The organism is Roseiflexus sp., from assembly GCF_057785375.1.
Map to the genome: position 1 here is coordinate 61403 of NZ_JBYNRX010000101.1, position 17593 is coordinate 78995.

The window sequence follows — 17593 nt, forward strand, 5'->3', positions numbered from 1 at the left end:
ACTGCTTCCGTTCAATCAGGAGGATTGGGCGTCAGGCGCATACAGCCAGCAGCGCACCTGCCGCCCGCCGTTCAGTGTGAACATCGGCGGCGGCTCATCGCAACGCGCAAACCGTTTGGCGCAGCGGTCGGCGAAGCGGCAACCGGTCGGCGGATTGATCAGGCTCGGCACCGTACCGGGAATAGTCGCCAGTTCATCGACGATTTCGCCGAGGACCGGAATCGACGCCAGCAACCCCTGGGTATACGGATGCTTCGGCTCGGCGAAGATGCTGCGCACGTCGGCATACTCGACAATCTGACCCGCGTACATCACCGCGACCGTATCGACCATTTCGGCGACCACTCCCATATCGTGGGTGATCAGGATGATCGACGTATTGATCTTCTCGCGCAATTCGCGCATGAGGTCGAGGATTTGCGCCTGAATCGTCACATCGAGCGCGGTTGTCGGCTCATCGGCAATCAGGAGTTCCGGGTTGCATGCCAGCGCCATGGCAATCATCACGCGCTGCGCCTGCCCGCCCGACAGTTCATGTGGATACTGATTGATGCGTCGTTCCGGGTCGGGCAGACCGACGAGCGAGAAGAGTTCGATGGCGCGTTTGCGCGCCTCACCGCCGCGCAACCCCTGGTGGATCTCGAGCGCCTCGATGATCTGATCGCCGACCTTGAACACCGGATTGAGGCACGTCGTCGGTTGCTGGAAGATCATCGAGACGCGGTTGCCGCGGATATGGCGCATCTCCTCATCGCTGAGCGAGCGAATATTCACGCCATCGAAGATAATCTCACCCTCGACGATCCTTCCCGGCGGGTCCTGGATCAGGCGCATGATCGACAGCGAGGTGACGCTTTTGCCGCAGCCGCTTTCGCCGACGATGCCGAGCGCCTCGCCGCGGCGCACTTTCAGGTCGATGCCATCGACTGCGCGCACCGTGCCAGCCTCAGTGTAAAAATAGGTCTTCAACCCTCGAACTTCGAGGAGCACATCGCCGTTGGCAGCCTTGTCTTGCGGAGCGACTGCCGGCGCTGGAACAGATGAAGTCGTCACGTCGCGTTACATTCTCTTACAGTTTCAATCGCGGATCGAGCGCATCGCGCAACCCGTCGCCAATAAAGTTGAACGCCAGCGAGCAGAGAAAGATCGGCAAGCCAGGGATGAGCGGCATCCACGGGTGATTGAACATATAACTGGTGGCAAAGCCCATCATATTGCCCCAGGTTGGCGTCGGGTCTTGCACGCCGAAGCCGAGGAAACTGATCGCCACCTCGCTTACCAGTGCGCCGTTGAGACCGAGGGTAAACGCCACGATCAGCGGCGGGAACGCATTCGGGAAGACGTGCTTGAGCAGGATCCAGGCATTCGAGCCGCCGAGGGCGCGCGCCGACTCGATATACTGCATTTCGCGCACCTGAAGCACCATACCGCGCATCAGGCGCGCCACGCCAACCCAGCCAAGCGACGAGAGCACCAGGATCAGCAGCGCCACCTGCGTCGCCTCGCGGTTGGGCACCGCCATAATCCAGGCGACCGGACCGATGATCCAGGTCGGCAGCACGATCAGGTCGGCATTCTGGATCATAATCGCGCTCAGGATCAGCAGGATCGGCAGGTCGGGAATCGTCGCCACGAACTCCATAATGCGGCTGATCGTATTATCGACCCAACCGCCGAAGAACCCCGCCAGCAAGCCCAGGATGGTGCCGATGATCGCCACCAGGGTCGTGACCGAAACCGCCACCATGAGCGACACGCGCGCTGCGTAGATCACGCGGGTGAAAAAGTCGCGTCCCAGGTGGTCGGTGCCGAGGATATGGAGTTGCCCCGTCACCGGGTCGGCGCTCATTGGCGGCAGGCGGGTGCGGTTCAGCCCAATGTCGTCGCGTGGGAAGGGCGCAATCCAGGGCGCCAGGATCGACGCTGTGAAGATGATGATCAGAATGGCGAGGCTTGCCATTGCCAGGCGGTGGCGGCGAAACCGGCGAAAGACAACTGCCCACTGCCCTTCGGAGCGCGATTGCAATCGCTCGATAGAGCCGGGCGCCGCCGGTGTCGATGTCGTGGTAGCCATGCGTTACGCTCCTCACGCGAGCCGGATGCGCGGATCGACAATCGTGTACAGAATGTCGGAGATGAGATACCCAATCAGCACCAGAACGGTACTGATGAACAGGATTGCCATCGCCACGGTATAATCGCTGCGTCCCAGCGCATCGACCAGCAACCGCCCCATGCCGGGCCAGTTGAACACCGATTCAGTAATTGCTGCGCCTGCCACCAGCGTCGGCAACACACCCGCAAGCAGGGTCACGAACGGAATCAGCGCATTGCGCAGCGCATGCTTGGTAATCACGGCGCGCTCCCGCACACCCTTGGCGCGTGCCGTGCGCACATAATCCTGCCGCAGCACCTCGAGCATACTGGAGCGGATGAAGCGGCTCCAGGCGGCGATATTGAAGAACGTCAACACGGCGCATGGCATAATAAAGCGCAGCGTGCGATCCAGCGCCGAGCCGGCCTGCACCGTGCCGATCCAGGGAATGTCATAGTTGCGGATGCCCTGTGCGCCGCCCGACGGCAGATATGGCAGCCCGGCGTCTTTTGCCAGCACCGAGAAGATCAGGATCGCCATCACGCCCATAAAGAGCGTCGGCAGCGACGAGCCAACGAAGGTAATGCCGGTCATGGCATAGTCGAAGCGCGAATACTGACGCACTGCCGAATAGATGCCGATCGGCACGCCGATCAGAATCGCCAGCAGCGTCGAAACGCCCATCAACTGGATCGTATAGGGCAGTCGGGTCATTAACAGGTCGCTGATCGGGCGGTCGCGCGCGATCTGCTGCGATAGCCCGAAGTCGCCGAACAGAATGCCGCGGCTGGTGCGACGTTCTGCAAGATCCGCCAGCGTCACGTCGCGCACGCACCCCTCTTCCCGAATTTCAACCGTGCCATCGGGGTAGCGCAGGCGCACCTGACCGGGGATAGCGCACCCCACGACTGTATCGGGCGAGATCAGGTCCACGCCGCTGACCTGGATCGGACCGGCGGGGAAACCAGCCAGCCAGCGGGTAAAGCGAATCGGCAGATAGAGATCAAGTTCATACCGCGCTTTCAAGCGCGCGATATCTTCTTCCGTCACCCGGCGCTGCCCGGTATTCTGCATCTGCTGCAAAAACAACAACGGTCCGCCCGGCGCCAGGTACAACAACGAATAGCCGAGCATCGCCGAAAGAATGGTGACAATCACCATCTGGATTAAACGTCGAACAAGATACGCCGTCATGCCATCGTTCCTGAATGTACATCGTATAGCAATTTAATGATATGACTTCACTACAAAAAGCTAACCACGAAGGTCACAAAGGGACACAAGCTTCATGTGTATTCACCTTCGTGCGCTTCGCGTCCTTTGTGGTTAAGTGCAGTGGACTCATTATATACGAAATGCGCGTGCAGGGTTGTCCCCGCACGCGCATTGTACCGCCAGACCGATTACCGGATAAACAGGTTCATATCCATGTGCTCCCAGGTCGGGCTAGCGTCGGTCTTGGCTTCGATCTTGCCTTCCGCCGCCGCCTTGAGCACCGTCTCCACCTCAGGACCGGCGCCGAGCGTCGCCTTCTCCAGAATGTCGACATCGCCGGTCAACAGCGCCGCCACAGCAGCGTTCGTGTCGGCGTAGAACTGGATGATGACATTCTTGACCTTCGGTGCGCCAAGGACGAAGTTCGGGTTCGCCTCGAACTTCATATTCTGGCCCTTGTTCCATTCCTTCAGAATGTAAGGACCGTAGCCAAGCGGCAGCTCAGCGACTTCCGGCAGCGTCGCCCACTCCTTGGCCGGCACTTCCGCCAGTTTCCGCCCGTCCGACAGCGTCACATGCGACGGGTAGCCGCCGTAGGGAGCGGTAAAGTAGATCGGCCACTGCACGCCGGGCAGGTACTTGATCGTGTAGCTGGTGTCGCTGTTGAACGTCACACCATTGGCATTGTCGTGCGACTCGCAGAAGGTGAGGCTCACGTTGCCCGACTCCGGATCGCACACGATCTTCACTGCAAGCTCCAGGTCCGCCTTCTTCAGCGGTTCGCCGTCCGACCACTTAATGCCCTTGATCAGGTCGTAGGTGACGGTGAGCTGGTTCATCTTGACCGTGCCGCTCTCATACTTGACCGTCTCGCCGTCGGAGTTGATGACCTCAACGCCCGGCTTGAGTTCAACGGCGGCGCCGGTGACATCCCAGACCTTGTCGCCTGCTTTGACTTCGATAACCTCATTCTTCGCCTTGCCGCTCTCGATCGTCGAGAGACCGTCCTGCAGCACCGGCTGGAAGTCGTAGCTATACTGGGTCGTCAGCACGCCCTCGACGAGTTGCGCCGCCTGGCGCTGCACGGCTGCGCTCTCGACCAGAGTGAACATCGAAGCCGGCTCCTGCGTGAAGCCCAGGATAATTGTATCGCCGTTGTCGGTGCGTCCCCACTCATAGGCATTGGCGGTGATGTACTCGGTCGGATCGGGCTTCAAGCCGGTCAGCGCCTTGTTCCAGGCATACGCCTCCAGGCGCTGGAACAGCGGCAGACTGACCATATCCTTGGTGAACTCGACCTGGAACGCCTTGTAGTTCTTGATGCGCTCCTCGCGGTTCAGCGTATTGTTGGCTGCGGTGATAGCCTTGCTGGCGGTCTCATTGCACCAGCCCATGTAGTTCTGCCCGTTCCAGTTATTGTCCGGCAGAGGGATCTGGTCGCAGGCATAGAGCGTGCGGCCGCCCGGATCCGCCTCGCCGACCCACGCGAACGCGCCGAGCTCGAAGTCGCGCCGGCGCAGACCGGAAGCGCCGCCGAACCACCAGGACGCCGGGGCATGCTTGCGGATGATCTGGATGCCGCAGTTGGTCAACAACTGCTTCTCCAGCACCGTTGCCCAGGTAATGCGGAACTGCGCGTTGGTCGTGGTGAATTCGAGCGACAGCGGCACGCCATCCTTGGTGCGCACTGAAGCGCCCTCCGCCAGTTTCCACCCTGCCTCATCGAGAAGCGCCTTGCCCTTCTCGGCGTCGAACGGATAGGTCACAATGCCGTCTGCCTTGCTGGCTGCCGCCCAGTGGGTCTTCGGCAGGTTGGTGTCCATCAGCAGCGCTTCCTGCTGCTCCGGCGTCAGGTAGCTGTACACCGACTGGATCAGTTCCGGTCGGTTGGTGCAGTAGGCAATCGCCTGGCGCACGCGCACATCGCTAAGGATCGGGTGTGGCGTGGTAAACGCACCGCTAGGGGCTGCGGTCGGCGCTTCTGCCACGACCGTCTCGCGCACCACCACAGTCTCGCGGATCGGTTCAGCAGTGACGACGACCGTTTCGCGCACCGGCGCCTGAGCAGCGCCGCCGCCACAGGCTGCCAGAACTGGCACGACGAGCGCGAGCAGCATCGCAAGCGCGATTTTCTTGTCGAGAATCTTCATGGAAAAAATGCTCCTTTCTGTGGTCTTCCACGAACAGCGGAGTCGGGAGTCGGGAATCTGTGAGCAATCTGTCAAAAGCGGTTTAATTCGATAGACCACCTCCTTTACTGGCGACGGATCATTCCCGAAGAGAACGTCGGATCATCGACAGAGACGGTGCGCCTCGAGGCAGGAGCGCAGGTCTGCGGGCATGCTTCTTGCGAAAGCCCCCGCATAAATGGTCACAACTCGCCGCACCTGGAGAACTGCTAAATGTGCGCCATCGCCGCACCTGCCCGGATGCGCCAGAGAGTTTTCCCGGTTCATGAACATAATGATTGCGCGGAATGGTAACACGCTGCTACGTTGATGTCAAGCCAAAAATCGCATGAAACGATTGACAATGCGCTTCAAAGCGCTACAATACAGGGGCAAAGGCATAACGATGTACGCGCTTACCCGCACAACTGCTGCTCTGCCCCTCGTTCTGAACGCTTCACGTCTGTTGGCTGGCGATCAGGCATTGACCGTGCGCCTGATCGGGTTGTTCGACGTGTTGCGTCAGGCGATCGCATTTCACGACGGTCGCATGACGTGGTGGCGACGCGAGCCGATTGCCGTGGCAACCGGCGAACAGTGGTATGCGTCCAACGGTTGGAGCGTTCCCTGGAGCGATGACATTCTGCGCGACGTTATTGAGCGTGGCGCACCGTGCCACAATACTGCGCGCGACGCGATTACCCATTATGGTGCGCCGATTGTCTGGAACGGCCGGTTGTGGGGCGTGCTCGAACTGCGCGGCAGTGATCAGATGATCATCGGCGATGAGGAGCAGGCGCTGATCGATGCACTGGCGCCGCTGCTGGCAGTCGCAATCGCTTCAGATCGCGGGAGCGGCGAAACGCTGGCGCTAACGGCGCGTCAGCAGCGTGTGATCGAGGCATTGCGCGCCGATCTCGAAGCGCCGCTCGACCTGAGCCATCTGCTCCAGTTCTTGCTGCGCTGGGCGCTCGATGCGACCGGCGCCGAAGCCGGCGCTATCGTCCTGGTCGACCGCGAGCGCGGGGAACTGGTGCTTCAGGTCTACGAAGGGTATGGCGGTGACCCGCTCAGCCGCGACGCTTTTGGTGAAGCGCGGCGGCGCTGGAGTTGGGAAATTGGCGTCGCCGGCAAGGTGGCGCGCACTGGTCGCGCCACGCTGCTGCGTGATGTGTCGCGCGACCCGGATTACCGCGCGTTCGCTCCGGAGGTGCGCGCCGAATTGGCTGTGCCGATCGGCGCCGATCCGCCGCTTGCCGTACTCCTCCTCGATAGCCCGCGCTCGGCAGCCTTTGGCGACAGTGAGGTGGCGTTCGTCGATGCACTGTGCGATCTGGCGGTCAATCCGCTGCGTCGCGCGCTCCATTACCAGCAGTTGCTCGAAACCAGCGCGCATCTGGGGCAGGTCTTCGCCAGTATGCCGAATGGACTGGTCTTGATGGACCCGCAGGGGCGTGTGTTGCGCCACAACCCGGCGTGGCTGACCATCTGGGGACTCCCGCCTGACTCAATGCGTGATCCCTTTTATATCCCTCTCGACCTTGTGCCGCTGTTGCTGCCCCGCCTGCGCGATCCGCTGGCGCTGACCGAACTGTGCGCCGAGGGGCAACGTTCGCCGGCGGAGGTTCAGTCGCTGCTGGTGCGGCTGAACAATCCACACCAGGAGTTGATGCTCCTCTCGGCGCCAACGCGCGATAGTTTCGGGTCGCTGACCGGCAGGCTCTGGATTGTCAGCGATGTGACGCGCGAACGCGAGGCGGATCGCCTGAAGAGTGAGTTCCTGTCGATTGTGTCGCACGAGCTGCGCACGCCGCTGACCTCAATCATGGGGTACACCGAACTGCTCCTGGCGCGCGAATTCTCTCCTGACGAACGGAGCGAATTCATCAAAACAGTGTACAATGAGGCGAATCATCTCTATCAGATCGTCGAAGACCTGTTGGGCGTCACGCGCCTGGAAGCCGGAAATGTGCGTCTCGACCGGTGGGCGGTGTCGCTGCGCCAGATCATCAGCGACCTGGTGGCGCATCTCAACAATCAGATTGGCGGCAAACACACGATGCTGATTGACATCCCGCCTCGCCTGCCGCCGATCTACGCCGACCGCGACAAGGTCCGGCAGGTGCTGGTCAATCTGATTACGAATGCGGTGAAATACTCGCCAAACGGCGGCGAAATCCGGCTGACGGTCGTCGAGGGCGCTGATCTTCCGCCCGACCATCCAAAGGGTCAGTTTGTGCGGATTGCGATCAGCGACCAGGGGATCGGGATTGCGCCGGAGGACCTGCCGCGCATCTGGGAGCGTTTCTACCGCGTTGATAACGGCAACACCCGTCGCATCGGCGGCACAGGTCTTGGTCTCTCCATTGCCAAAGCGCTCGTCGAACTGCATGGCGGGCGTATCTGGGCGGAGAGTAAACTCAACAAGGGGAGCACCTTCTTCTTTACCCTTCCAGTGGCGACCGACCTGGTGCGAAGATAGGGGGGTAAGGGTTAGGGGTGAGAAGGTGGTCGTTGCACGTTGAACGTGGGCGCGTCGGTGGCGCGCCCGGCGGTAGGAGCAGGTCTGAGACCTGCTCCTACTTCTGCAACGAATATTGACGACTGATTCGGTTTTATCACCATCGTATCGTAGGGAGGAGAAATATCGTGAGCGACGAAACTGCGACAAACGGCAATGGAACATGCCCGGTGACCGGTCATGCCGCGCGCCGAACGACTCGGGACTGGTGGCCGAATCTGCTGAACCTGAGGATCCTGCATCAGAATCCGCCTGCGGGCAACCCTCTGGGGCAGGATTTCGACTATGCCGAGGCGTTCTCGACCCTCGACCTGGCGGCTGTGAAGAAGGATATCGAGCGGGTGCTGACGACCTCTCAGGACTGGTGACCAGCCGACTATGGCCACTACGGACCGCTCATCATCCGCATGGCCTGGCACAGTGCCGGCACCTACCGCGTGAGCGACGGCCGGGGCGGCGCTTCCGATGGCGCTCAGCGCTTTGCACCGCTCGATAGCTGGCCCGACAATGTGAACCTGGACAAAGCCTGCCGTATTCTCTGGCCCGTGAAGAAGAAATACGGCCGCAAACTCTCCTGGGCTGACCTGATGATCCTGGCCGGCAACGTGGCGCTGGAGTCGATGGGTTTCGAGACCTTTGGCTTTGCCGGTGGCCGCGAGGACGTCTGGGAGCCGGATGAATCCGTTGACTGGGGTCCTGAAGGCGAGTGGCTTGGCGATGAACGGCACGATGAAGCCGGCATTCTGCGGGAAGACCTGGCGGCTGACCATATGGGGCTGATCTATGTGAACCCGGAAGGTCCAGGCGGACGACCAGACCCGAAGGAGTCTGCCCGCTACATTCGTCAGTCGTTTGCCCGCATGGCGATGAATGATGAGGAGACGGTCGCACTGATCGTTGGCGGGCACACCTTCGGCAAAGCCCATGGCGCTGCTCCTTCCAGCTACCTGGGACCAGACCCGGAGGCAGCGCCGGTCGAAGCGCAGGGACTCGGCTGGCATAGCCGCTACGGAACCGGGAAAGGGAGCGACACGATCACCAGCGGTCTGGAAGGCGCCTGGACTGCCACGCCGACAATGTGGGACAACAGCTTCCTGGACAATCTGTTCAACTATGAATGGGAACTGGTGAAGAGTCCAGCCGGCGCCTGGCAGTGGCGACCCAAAGACCCGTCCGCCTGGGAGAGTGTGCCGGACGCTCACGACCCATCCCGGCGCCATCCGCCCATGATGCTCACGACAGACCTTGCGCTGAAGGAGGACCCGATCTACCGCGAGATTGCCAAACGCTTCCACGAAAACCCGGAAGATCTCAAGAACGCCTTTGCCAGGGCATGGTACAAACTGACCCATCGTGATATGGGACCGCGCGCCCGGTGCCTGGGACCGGAAGTGCCGGATGAAGAACTGCTGTGGCAGGACCCTGTCCCGGCAGTGAACCATAAGCTAATCGGTCCTGCTGAGATTGCTGAACTGAAGCAGCGTCTGCTGGCTTCCGGTCTGACGATCCCGCAGTTGGTGCGTACTGCGTGGGCTTCGGCATCGACCTACCGCCACAGCGACAAGCGCGGCGGCGCCAACGGCGCCCGCATTCGCCTGGCCCCTCAGAAAGACTGGCCTGTCAACAACCCCGCTGAACTGGCACACGTCCTTGGCGTCTTGGAACAGATTCAGCAGGACTTCAATCGCTCACGCGTGGACGACATCCGGGTTTCGCTGGCCGACCTGATCGTGCTGGGCGGGTGCGCCGCCGTGGAAAAGGCGGCGCAGGACGCTGGCTACAAGGTCGTTGTTCCTTTTGAGCCGGGGCGCACCGACGCTTCCCAGGAACAGACCGATGTAGAGTCGTTTCAGTGGCTCGAGCCAAAGGCGGATGGCTTCCGCAACTATGTCGGCGGGAAGGCGCATCGTTCGGCTGAAGAACTGCTGGTAGACAAGGCGCAACTCCTGACCCTCACGGTGCCTGAGATGACGGTGCTGGTCGGCGGCATGCGCGCCCTGGGCGCCAACTACGACGGATCCGATCTGGGTGTTCTGACCGCTCGCCCCGGACTGTTGACCAATGACTTCTTCGTGAACCTGCTCGATGTGGGGACGGAGTGGAAGGCGCTCTCTGAGGATAACCAGGTGTTCGAGGGGCGGGATCGCGCTACGGGTGAGCGCAAATGGACTGCGAGCCGCGTCGATCTCGTCTTTGGCGCCAACGCGCAACTCCGGGCTATTGCCGAGGTCTATGCCTGCGACGATGCCGGGGAGCAGTTTGTCCGCGACTTCGTGGCCGCCTGGCACAAGGTGATGAGCCTGGATCGCTTCGACCTGGCCCGACAGCGTCTGGAAGCGAAGCTGCGGTCGCGCACCGTCCAGCCGCAGACTGCGTGAGTGGTGTTGCTTCAGAAACGTCTCGATACTCGTGCATTGCCGTTTCATGGCGGACGCCATGGGACGGCAATTTGATTTCTGATACCCAGGCGCGGGCTAGAGCGGATGTCTTTCTCGATGTTCATCAGCCCACAGCGTCATCGCACACCGGATGTCATCCGGCGCCTTTGCGCCTTTGTGTGAGTTTTCGACGAATGCGCAGTCATTTGGACTGGCATCCGACATGACGACGCCAGCAGGCGACGCGCGCGACCCCGTTTGAAAAAAATGGTCTTACCCCGCTATAATGTTTCTGGCTCACAATTGGGAACCCAGCCAGATTGACGAGGCGGCATGCGCCGACACTGAGCCGTTGACGCGGGCGCCAATGTCAAAGGAAGATGGGAAATGACGTACCTCGAAGCTGCCTATACCATTCTCAAGGCTGCCGGTCAGCCGCTTCACTACGAAGAGATCACCCGGCGTGCGCTTGAACAGCAACTGATTACGCCTCAGGGCCAGACACCGGCTGCAACCATGGGTTCCCGCCTCTACACCGATACGCTGCAGGAAGGCTCGCGCTTTGTGCGCGTCGGCAAAGGGAACTTCCTTCAACGTTCAACCACCACCACCCCCAGATCAATCGGTCCCGCATCGTTGATCGGCGTCATGGTTGCGGCGTCGTACATGCCCGTCAGCAGGCGGTAGGCGCCCGGCGCAACGGTTTCGGGAACGAAGAGGTCCTGATCATCGCGCACCAGGTCGCCGGGCGTCCACCGGCTGGTGGGACGGCGGCCTTCGAGCGGCGGCACGTCGCGCTGCGCGACTTTGTTGCCCGCTTCATCGACCAGGTGCACATACACGGTATAATCCAGCGGCAGCGGGCGTGTCGCCTGCCAGAAGAGCGCCAGCGGCAACACGCCGCCTGCCTGCACGCGCCCCGGATGGCGGTACCCCTCCAGCACGATCGCGCCTGCGCCAAGGGTTGCGCCCGACGGCATGCGCGGTTCGGCGACGGCATCCAGTGCGCCGGTGTCGAAGATCGCCAGGTCGGGTCCATGCTGCTCACCCGCCCGCAGAAACCGTGCTGCCGGCTCACCGAAGGTCGCCGACGCCGCCGCGCCCGTCTCACGGTCGAGATGCACCACCACAAAGCGAATGCTCTGCTCACGGTACCAGGCAAGGTCGTGACGCACCGCCGGTTCGCCGCCAATCGCGCGCAAACGCGGTGAAAGGATGAGTGTGTTATCCTCCAGCCAGACGCGCTCACCATCCAGCGCGCGCGCCTCCAGCCACTCCCCCGCCAGAATGCGCGTCGTCGGGCGGGAACGCAGCAGTTCGTCGTGGACCGCCTGCGCCAGCGGTTCTGCCGTCAGCACAACCGTCGCCGCCAGCAGCAGCGCCGTGCGGTTGCCCGCCAGCCGTCGCATGAACGCAACAGACGACTGCCCGCCCGCCCGTCGATCCGCCGCGTCTCCAAATCGCGCAGTCACCCATTCAACTGCGGCGACGACCAGCGCCGCCGCCAGAATGCAGAGAAACGGCAGCAGCGGCATGGCATTGCGAAAGAACACCACCTTCACGCCGGTCAGTTGCAGCATCGCAGGAATCACGACGGCGAGAACGTGCAGATCGGCGGGTTTGCGCCGCAAGAATGCCAGCGCCACGCCACCCAGGCATGCCCATGCCAGCAGCGTCCCTTCACGGGTCAACGCCCACCAATAGAACAGCGCCGGCTGATCCGACTCCGCGCCGGGATGTCCCTCGAAGCGGTAATGCGCAACAATCCCGGCAAGATCGGTCAGAATGCGCGGCAGATCGCGCAACCAGAATGGCACGCCAAGGGTGAAACCCAATAGAATGCCGAGAAGAGCGGCAGGGATGAGGTGAAAGGTTGAAGGTCCCTTAGAGAGACGTTGCAATGCAACGTCTGCCGCAGGTTGTGCTGCAACGTCGTCGTCCAGAGCAACAGCATGTCCATCGCGCGTTGAACGTCGCGCCGCAAAAACGATAGCAACCAGCAGGGCAATGACGAGCGAACCGGCATTCCATTTGGTCGCCGTCGCCAGACCGACGCCGACGCCTGCCAGGAACGCCAGCGCGGGGATGTTCCAGGGAACGGCAGCGGAGGGCGCCTCCCTCAACGTCGCGCGATCTGGCGCAATGTCACCGAGTCGGGCAATGGCAAGGAACGCCAGCAACGTAACAAACATCGCTGGCGTATCGGTCGTCACATAGTGCGAATCGCCGGTGACTGCGGGCATCACAGCGATCAGGGCGGCTGCCAGCAGACCGGCGGCGTTGCCGTAGAGCATCCGCCCCGCCAGGAACGTCAACGCCACAGCGCCCACGCCGAGCATCGCCGTCAGCGCGCGTGCCCAGACATAGAACTGTACCGGGTCGATGTCGGCGGGAGTGCGGTAGAGACCGACGCCTGCACCCCACATGAAGTGCACGGCAGCCACACCGACCTGCATGTAGGTATAGAGCGTCGGGTACGTATACGAAAAGGGGGTATAGTCGCCGGTGCGCAGCATACGCAACGCGTCCTCGGCGACCGCCCATTCATCGGGGTGCTCGAAGTACGGCAACCCGAAGCGCAATCCCCAGACGCGCAGAAGCAGCGCGACGGTCAGGATGCCCGCCAGTGCCGCAGCGGTTTGCGTGACGCGCATACGCGCCAGCACCCCCGGCTGCGCAATGATCGACGCCAGCAACGCCAGCGCCAGCGCACTCTGCAACGGCGCCGCAGCCGCACCGAGCACGCCGCGTCCCAGCGTCAGCGCCAGAAACAACGCCAGCGCCAGCGCCCCTGGCGCGAGCCGCAGCCCGTGTGTCCTCATTCGCCGCGGTTGAGCGGCAGCGCGCGGTTCGACCGGAACATTCGCCATGCCCGGCATTATACCATTGTGCAGTCGTGGATCTGCACCAGCGCCATGATGCACCGCCTGGACAAAGGCGATGATCGCATGATAGCCGCGCCGCGCAGGGTGAGAGCGGCGCGCCTTGGGGTGCAGAGGACGGTCACGTGGCGGCGCATGACCATCAACCCCGCGCCCGCGTAGGGGCGCCTCTGGTGGGCGTCCCGTATGGTTGCCCGGAAGGGACCGTGGGCGCCCGGATGTGACGTCACCTGGGCAGCGCGGCGAGGTCGGGCGCAACCGCCAGGAGCGCCGGATCAGGCGCGGCGGTCAAACGCATGCACACCGCCGGAGTCGCCAGGGCATGCGGGTCGAAGAGGAAGAGCGTCAACGGGTGATCCATTGCACATCTCCTGAATGAGTGTGGGAAGCGGCGGACAGGCGCTGCAAGCAGACAACGGGGGGAACCGTGGACGTGGAGCGCTGGCGCGCGACGCCTCCTCACGCAGGCGCGCACAGCGCCAGCCGCAGCAGTTGCGGGCTGTGAGCCTGCGGGAGGGTCGTTCATCAGCGGGACGCGGTCCACCCGCAGCATGGCGGAACCCCGCTTTCCTGGGCAGACCGGAGAGCGGAAATATGCCCTCGTGATCGAGCACAGGGCGTACAGGCGGGTCGTTGCTGCGACAAAATGACAAATAACATAACACTCCGTGCAGCGTCTGTCAAGATGTGGATTTCCACATCTTGACTCCCAATCCTGGTGCTGATAGACTCGAAATAACCTACCGACGCTCACAACGCTTTTGCGGCATAAGGCGGGTTATGTGCACGAAAGATGAGTAAGAGATGAGAATGTGCAATTAATTGCGATATTGCCCGCATTATCCAGAAAAGCCCCGTAATCGCAGCACTTTCCGTGCATCGCCTCTGCATTAATTCAGTGAGAGGAAGGCGATCAAGATGGAAATCATTATCGCCGGATGCCAGACTGTATTGAGCATCGTACTGCTATATGCTGCATACACGAAGACGCGCTGGCCCGCTGCTTTGGTTGCAGCGCTACGCGGCAGCAGTTTGCCTGCAGCAGTGATTCCTCCGCTGACGATCCTGCTTCCGGCGCTGGAGACCGGGCTGGCGCTGGCGCTACTGACGAGTCCGCCTGCGCTGCTGCCGTGGACTATGGGGAGCGTTACTGGCATGCTGCTGCTCTGTACAGCCCGGGTCGCGCGGGTGTATGCCCGACGATTGCCACTCGCATGCGGCTGTTTTGGCGCTGTTGAACCCAGGGTAAGCGGCATCACCCTGCTGCGCAACGTCGGACTGTTGTTGTTGAGCGGCGCGGGAACAATGCTGACCATGCGGACGCCTGGGCTATCGCTGGGATTACCAATATGGGGGACGGCGCTGGTCTCCGCAGGCGGCGCTGCACTCACGGCGCTGGCTGTGCGCCGTGCAATGGCGCAGCCGTCATTCTCTGGTCCTCCCACTCCGCCCCATACAGCACTCGTCCAGCGTCCGCGATCGCCTGTGCGACGACGACTCCTCTCTTTCCTCGGCGCCGCGAGCAGTGCGCTGACATTATCGCCGCTTCGCAACCACGCACTCGTCTCGGCTGCGGAGGGGACGGATCCTTCACCGCAACCCACACCTGCGCCTGCACCCGATCAGGTGCGCACACCTGAGAGTTGCACCTCTCAGCAGTCGGAAGATGGCACGACGTATGTTCACTGCTCGATACAGGTCTGTTATTGTATGTCGTGCTTTGAAGTCTATGAGAGTATAGCCAAGTCATGGACCTCAATCGCTACGTTTGCATGCTATGATTCCTGTGATGGAACACTGTGCTCAACCCCCACCTGGTCATATGTCGGACGCGTGTGTCGTCAGCTCGGTTGCCCATAATTGGGCGCAGCAATCAAGGAGGTTGCTATGTACATTCCTCTGCTCTCACACTTTCCGTATCGGGATATCCCGGGGACCATCATTGCTGAACTGCGCGAAGTGCCGCCTCACATGCGCGGTCACGGTTTCAGTCTGGCAACGCTACGTGCGTGGCTTGGCGGTGATGAAGGGTATATCACGGATCCATACCGTGGCGAACGCCACCTGGTGTCGCTCAAGCCATGGCTGCAGACCAACCCGGATGTTGAACTGGTCCTGTTCTTCGATTTCATCTTCGATGAGGAGTATGTTCGTCAGCACCCGGAACAGTTTCCGCCGCCCCCCGCACGCGCGCCAGCATTCATCAGAGACACGCGCCGCAAGGAAGACGACTTCCCAGATCTGCGGCATTACGAGTGACGCAGGCCGCATGTGATGCCCAAACCACGCCCCTCCATCTGGGTGTGCACCGCCTCCTGACCTCACGCCCCCTCCGTTGCCGTACCGTCGGTCCCGGATAGCCACGGGCGCAGCAGCCACCAGCGCGCCAGATCGACCCGCGTGCGCGCTCCGGTCTTGCGGCAGAGCCGCTGCACGTACGCTTCGACGCTGCGCGCGGTCAGCCCCAGCGTTGCGGCAATCGTCGCGTTGGCGTGCCCGGCGGCGATCAGCGCCGCCACCTGCGCTTCGCGGTCGGTGAGGTGCGGACACCCGAACAGCCGCGCGCGCAACTGAGACGCGGTTGGCGCGCAGCACGCCGCACCGCCGCGCTGCGCCACTCGCAGCACCGTCAGCAGATCGGGCAGCGGCGCCACCACGTCCACATACCCGCCAGCGCCTGCGGTGAGCGCCGCGACCAGGCGCAGCGGATGCGACTGCGCGCTCCAGATCACCGGCGCGGGGCGTGGCCAGCGCGCGCGCAGGGCGGACGCAAGCGCCAGCGGCGCGCCGTCGCGCCAGTCGGTGAGCACGAGGAACGCATGGGCAGGCGGCTCGACGGTGTGTGGCAGCGCGGCGAGGTCGGGCGCAACTGCCAGGAGTGCGAGATCCGGCGCAGTGGTCAAGCGCGCGCGCACCGCCGGAGTCGCCAGGGCATGCGGGTCGAAAAGGAAGAGCGTCAACGGGTGATCCATTGCACACCTCCTGAATGAGTGCGGGAAGAAGCACGCTTCCCTGTGCCAATCGGGAAGCGGAAACGCGCCCGGAGGTTATTGCGATATCAATAACGGGCGCGCAGGCGAGACGTTGCTGCGACAAAGTGACAAATAACATAACACACCGCGCAGCGTCCGTCAAGATGTGGAAATCCACATCTTGACGCCCAAACCTGGCGCTGATAGACTCGAAATAACCCTACCGACGCTCACAGCGCTTCTGCAGCATAAGGCGGGTTATACGCGCGAAAGATGAGAAATGATATTGCCCGCATTATCCAGAAAAGCGTCGTAATTGCAGCATATGCACCTTATGGCAAGAGGCGTCGCTATGAATATCAGAGATGTGCAACCATCCCCCACGAATCGACTGCTTTGGATGCTGATGGTCGTCGTGCTTCTGCTCTTACTCGTCACGATTGGGTTATTCTGGCGAATGAATCAGGTGCAGCGCGAGGTGACGGACGCGCTCGCGCCCCTGCGCCGTCCGACGCCCCTGGCTACGGGCGCGCCTGCGCCCGATTTTCGCCTCTCGACCGCCGAAGGGCGCACCTATACGCTGCAGGACAGCGCCGGGCGGCAGTTGCTGCTCGTCTTCTCTTCCGTCACCTGCCCGCCCTGTCAGCAAATGTATCCGGCGCTCGCGCAGCTGCACGCGCGCCATCCCGATGTGACCGTCCTGCTGATCTCGCATGGCTCAGCCGAAGAAAACCGTCACCTGGCGGCGACCCAGGGCTTCGCTTTTCCGGTGGTGCAATGGCAGGACCAGACGGCGCGCGACTACCATGTGCCCGGCACGCCCTTCTTTTATCTGATCGACGCGCGTGGCGTCATTGTCGGCAGCAGCTTCCTGATCAGCGATGTGGATCGGTGGATGCAGACCAGGACCTCGCAGTAGCGTCGCACCGACCCCCGGAAGCCGCAACTGCGGCGCGCAAGACACAGGAGGTGATCGTATGGTCATCGAAGACATTGTCCGTTCGTGGGCATCGCGAATGCTGGCGGTCATGCTGGCGGCGGCGCTGGCGCTCGTCCTGGCAGTCTTCCTCCTCCCCGCACCGGCCGTTTCCGCTCAGAGCCGTCGCTCGCCCGGCGCCGCTGAGGTGTCGCCGCAACCCAATGGGTGCTGGTGGTTTGAAGAATGCACGGCTGACTGTGGATCTTGCGGCGGCTGTGCGCCAAACTGGAAGATATGCGTGATTCGATGTCGACCAGTAGACCCGTGTGGAGGATATGTAGGTGATTGGACTAATCGCAGACTTTATTGTGAATTCTGCGGGGGCAGCGTAACGTCCAATGGACACTAAGAGCCTATCCGAAAAATCGCTGACTGAAGTGCGA

At 62.0% G+C, this 17593-nt stretch carries 13 protein-coding genes and 1 pseudogene; 7 read left to right on the forward strand and 7 right to left on the reverse strand.

The features are described from left to right. Window positions 1-15: 15 nt before the first annotated feature. The 4 genes from AC3EA7_RS20470 to AC3EA7_RS20485 form a co-directional block, all read right to left on the reverse strand. On the reverse strand, window positions 16-1053 hold the full coding sequence (locus AC3EA7_RS20470) for an ABC transporter ATP-binding protein (RefSeq protein ID WP_488615927.1): 1038 nt from the start codon (window positions 1051-1053) through the stop codon (window positions 16-18). Between the two features lie 16 nt (window positions 1054-1069). After that, entirely contained in the window at window positions 1070-2074 is a 1005-nt protein-coding gene (locus tag AC3EA7_RS20475) for an ABC transporter permease (protein ID WP_488615928.1), read from the reverse strand. A 12-nt stretch (window positions 2075-2086) separates the two neighbouring features. After that, entirely contained in the window at window positions 2087-3289 is a 1203-nt protein-coding gene (locus AC3EA7_RS20480) for an ABC transporter permease (protein WP_488615929.1), read from the reverse strand. A gap of 209 nt (window positions 3290-3498) precedes the next feature. Beyond that, on the reverse strand, window positions 3499-5460 hold the full coding sequence (locus tag AC3EA7_RS20485) for an ABC transporter substrate-binding protein (RefSeq protein ID WP_488615930.1): 1962 nt from the start codon (window positions 5458-5460) through the stop codon (window positions 3499-3501). 424 nt (window positions 5461-5884) lie between these two features. On the opposite strand from AC3EA7_RS20485, the gene AC3EA7_RS20490 reads away from it, so the two are divergent. The 4 genes and pseudogenes from AC3EA7_RS20490 to AC3EA7_RS20505 all read left to right on the forward strand — a co-directional run bounded on the left by AC3EA7_RS20490 (window position 5885) and on the right by AC3EA7_RS20505 (window position 11064). Then, window positions 5885-7960, forward strand: coding sequence for an ATP-binding protein (locus AC3EA7_RS20490; protein WP_488615931.1), 2076 nt, complete (start codon window positions 5885-5887; stop codon window positions 7958-7960). Window positions 7961-8127: 167 nt separating this feature from the next. Then, complete coding sequence (locus AC3EA7_RS20495; protein WP_488615932.1) at window positions 8128-8367, forward strand: hypothetical protein; 240 nt, start codon at window positions 8128-8130, stop codon at window positions 8365-8367. Between the two features lie 12 nt (window positions 8368-8379). Next, a pseudogene (gene katG / locus AC3EA7_RS20500) lies at window positions 8380-10377 on the forward strand (catalase/peroxidase HPI); the annotation flags it as partial. Between the two features lie 387 nt (window positions 10378-10764). Beyond that, window positions 10765-11064: a winged helix-turn-helix domain-containing protein gene (locus AC3EA7_RS20505; RefSeq protein ID WP_488615933.1), complete on the forward strand. Its 300-nt coding sequence runs from the start codon at window positions 10765-10767 to the stop codon at window positions 11062-11064. Here AC3EA7_RS20505 and AC3EA7_RS20510 read toward each other — a convergent pair. Beyond that, on the reverse strand, window positions 10968-13247 hold the full coding sequence (locus AC3EA7_RS20510; protein WP_488615934.1) for an ArnT family glycosyltransferase: 2280 nt from the start codon (window positions 13245-13247) through the stop codon (window positions 10968-10970). The genes AC3EA7_RS20505 and AC3EA7_RS20510 overlap by 97 nt on opposite strands. 238 nt (window positions 13248-13485) lie before the next feature. Beyond that, window positions 13486-13620 (reverse strand): hypothetical protein, encoded by a 135-nt coding sequence (locus AC3EA7_RS20515; RefSeq protein ID WP_488615935.1) that lies wholly within the window; start codon window positions 13618-13620, stop codon window positions 13486-13488. A 557-nt stretch (window positions 13621-14177) separates the two neighbouring features. On the opposite strand from AC3EA7_RS20515, the gene AC3EA7_RS20520 reads away from it, so the two are divergent. Both AC3EA7_RS20520 and AC3EA7_RS20525 read left to right on the forward strand, forming a co-directional pair. Beyond that, window positions 14178-15119 (forward strand): MauE/DoxX family redox-associated membrane protein, encoded by a 942-nt coding sequence (locus AC3EA7_RS20520; protein WP_488615936.1) that lies wholly within the window; start codon window positions 14178-14180, stop codon window positions 15117-15119. Between the two features lie 27 nt (window positions 15120-15146). Further along, the gene (locus AC3EA7_RS20525) at window positions 15147-15518 is read left to right on the forward strand and encodes a hypothetical protein (RefSeq protein ID WP_488615937.1); all 372 of its coding nucleotides are present in this window, start codon (window positions 15147-15149) and stop codon (window positions 15516-15518) included. Window positions 15519-15580: 62 nt separating this feature from the next. Here AC3EA7_RS20525 and AC3EA7_RS20530 read toward each other — a convergent pair whose 3' ends face one another. Continuing rightward, window positions 15581-16231 carry a LuxR C-terminal-related transcriptional regulator gene (locus tag AC3EA7_RS20530; protein WP_488615938.1) on the reverse strand — a complete coding sequence of 217 codons (651 nt, stop codon included), beginning with the start codon at window positions 16229-16231 and terminating at the stop codon, window positions 15581-15583. Window positions 16232-16583: 352 nt separating this feature from the next. Between AC3EA7_RS20530 and AC3EA7_RS20535 the strand changes: the two genes are divergently transcribed. Next, window positions 16584-17150 (forward strand): TlpA family protein disulfide reductase, encoded by a 567-nt coding sequence (locus AC3EA7_RS20535; protein WP_488615939.1) that lies wholly within the window; start codon window positions 16584-16586, stop codon window positions 17148-17150. The last annotated feature ends 443 nt before the right edge of the window (window positions 17151-17593 follow it).

Bases quoted from the DNA above. Each gene is read 5' to 3' on its own strand.
- AC3EA7_RS20480 (WP_488615929.1), bottom strand. From the start codon at position 3,289: ATGACGGCGTATCTTGTTCGACGTTTAATCCAGATGGTGATTGTCACC.
- AC3EA7_RS20530 (WP_488615938.1), bottom strand. From the start codon at position 16,231: ATGGATCACCCGTTGACGCTCTTCCTTTTCGACCCGCATGCCCTGGCG.
- AC3EA7_RS20525 (WP_488615937.1), top strand. From the start codon at position 15,147: ATGTACATTCCTCTGCTCTCACACTTTCCGTATCGGGATATCCCGGGG.
- AC3EA7_RS20535 (WP_488615939.1), top strand. From the start codon at position 16,584: ATGAATATCAGAGATGTGCAACCATCCCCCACGAATCGACTGCTTTGG.
- AC3EA7_RS20515 (WP_488615935.1), bottom strand. From the start codon at position 13,620: ATGGATCACCCGTTGACGCTCTTCCTCTTCGACCCGCATGCCCTGGCG.
- AC3EA7_RS20490 (WP_488615931.1), top strand. From the start codon at position 5,885: ATGTACGCGCTTACCCGCACAACTGCTGCTCTGCCCCTCGTTCTGAAC.
- AC3EA7_RS20505 (WP_488615933.1), top strand. From the start codon at position 10,765: ATGACGTACCTCGAAGCTGCCTATACCATTCTCAAGGCTGCCGGTCAG.
- AC3EA7_RS20485 (WP_488615930.1), bottom strand. From the start codon at position 5,460: ATGAAGATTCTCGACAAGAAAATCGCGCTTGCGATGCTGCTCGCGCTC.
- AC3EA7_RS20510 (WP_488615934.1), bottom strand. From the start codon at position 13,247: ATGGCGAATGTTCCGGTCGAACCGCGCGCTGCCGCTCAACCGCGGCGA.
- AC3EA7_RS20520 (WP_488615936.1), top strand. From the start codon at position 14,178: ATGGAAATCATTATCGCCGGATGCCAGACTGTATTGAGCATCGTACTG.
- AC3EA7_RS20475 (WP_488615928.1), bottom strand. From the start codon at position 2,074: ATGGCTACCACGACATCGACACCGGCGGCGCCCGGCTCTATCGAGCGA.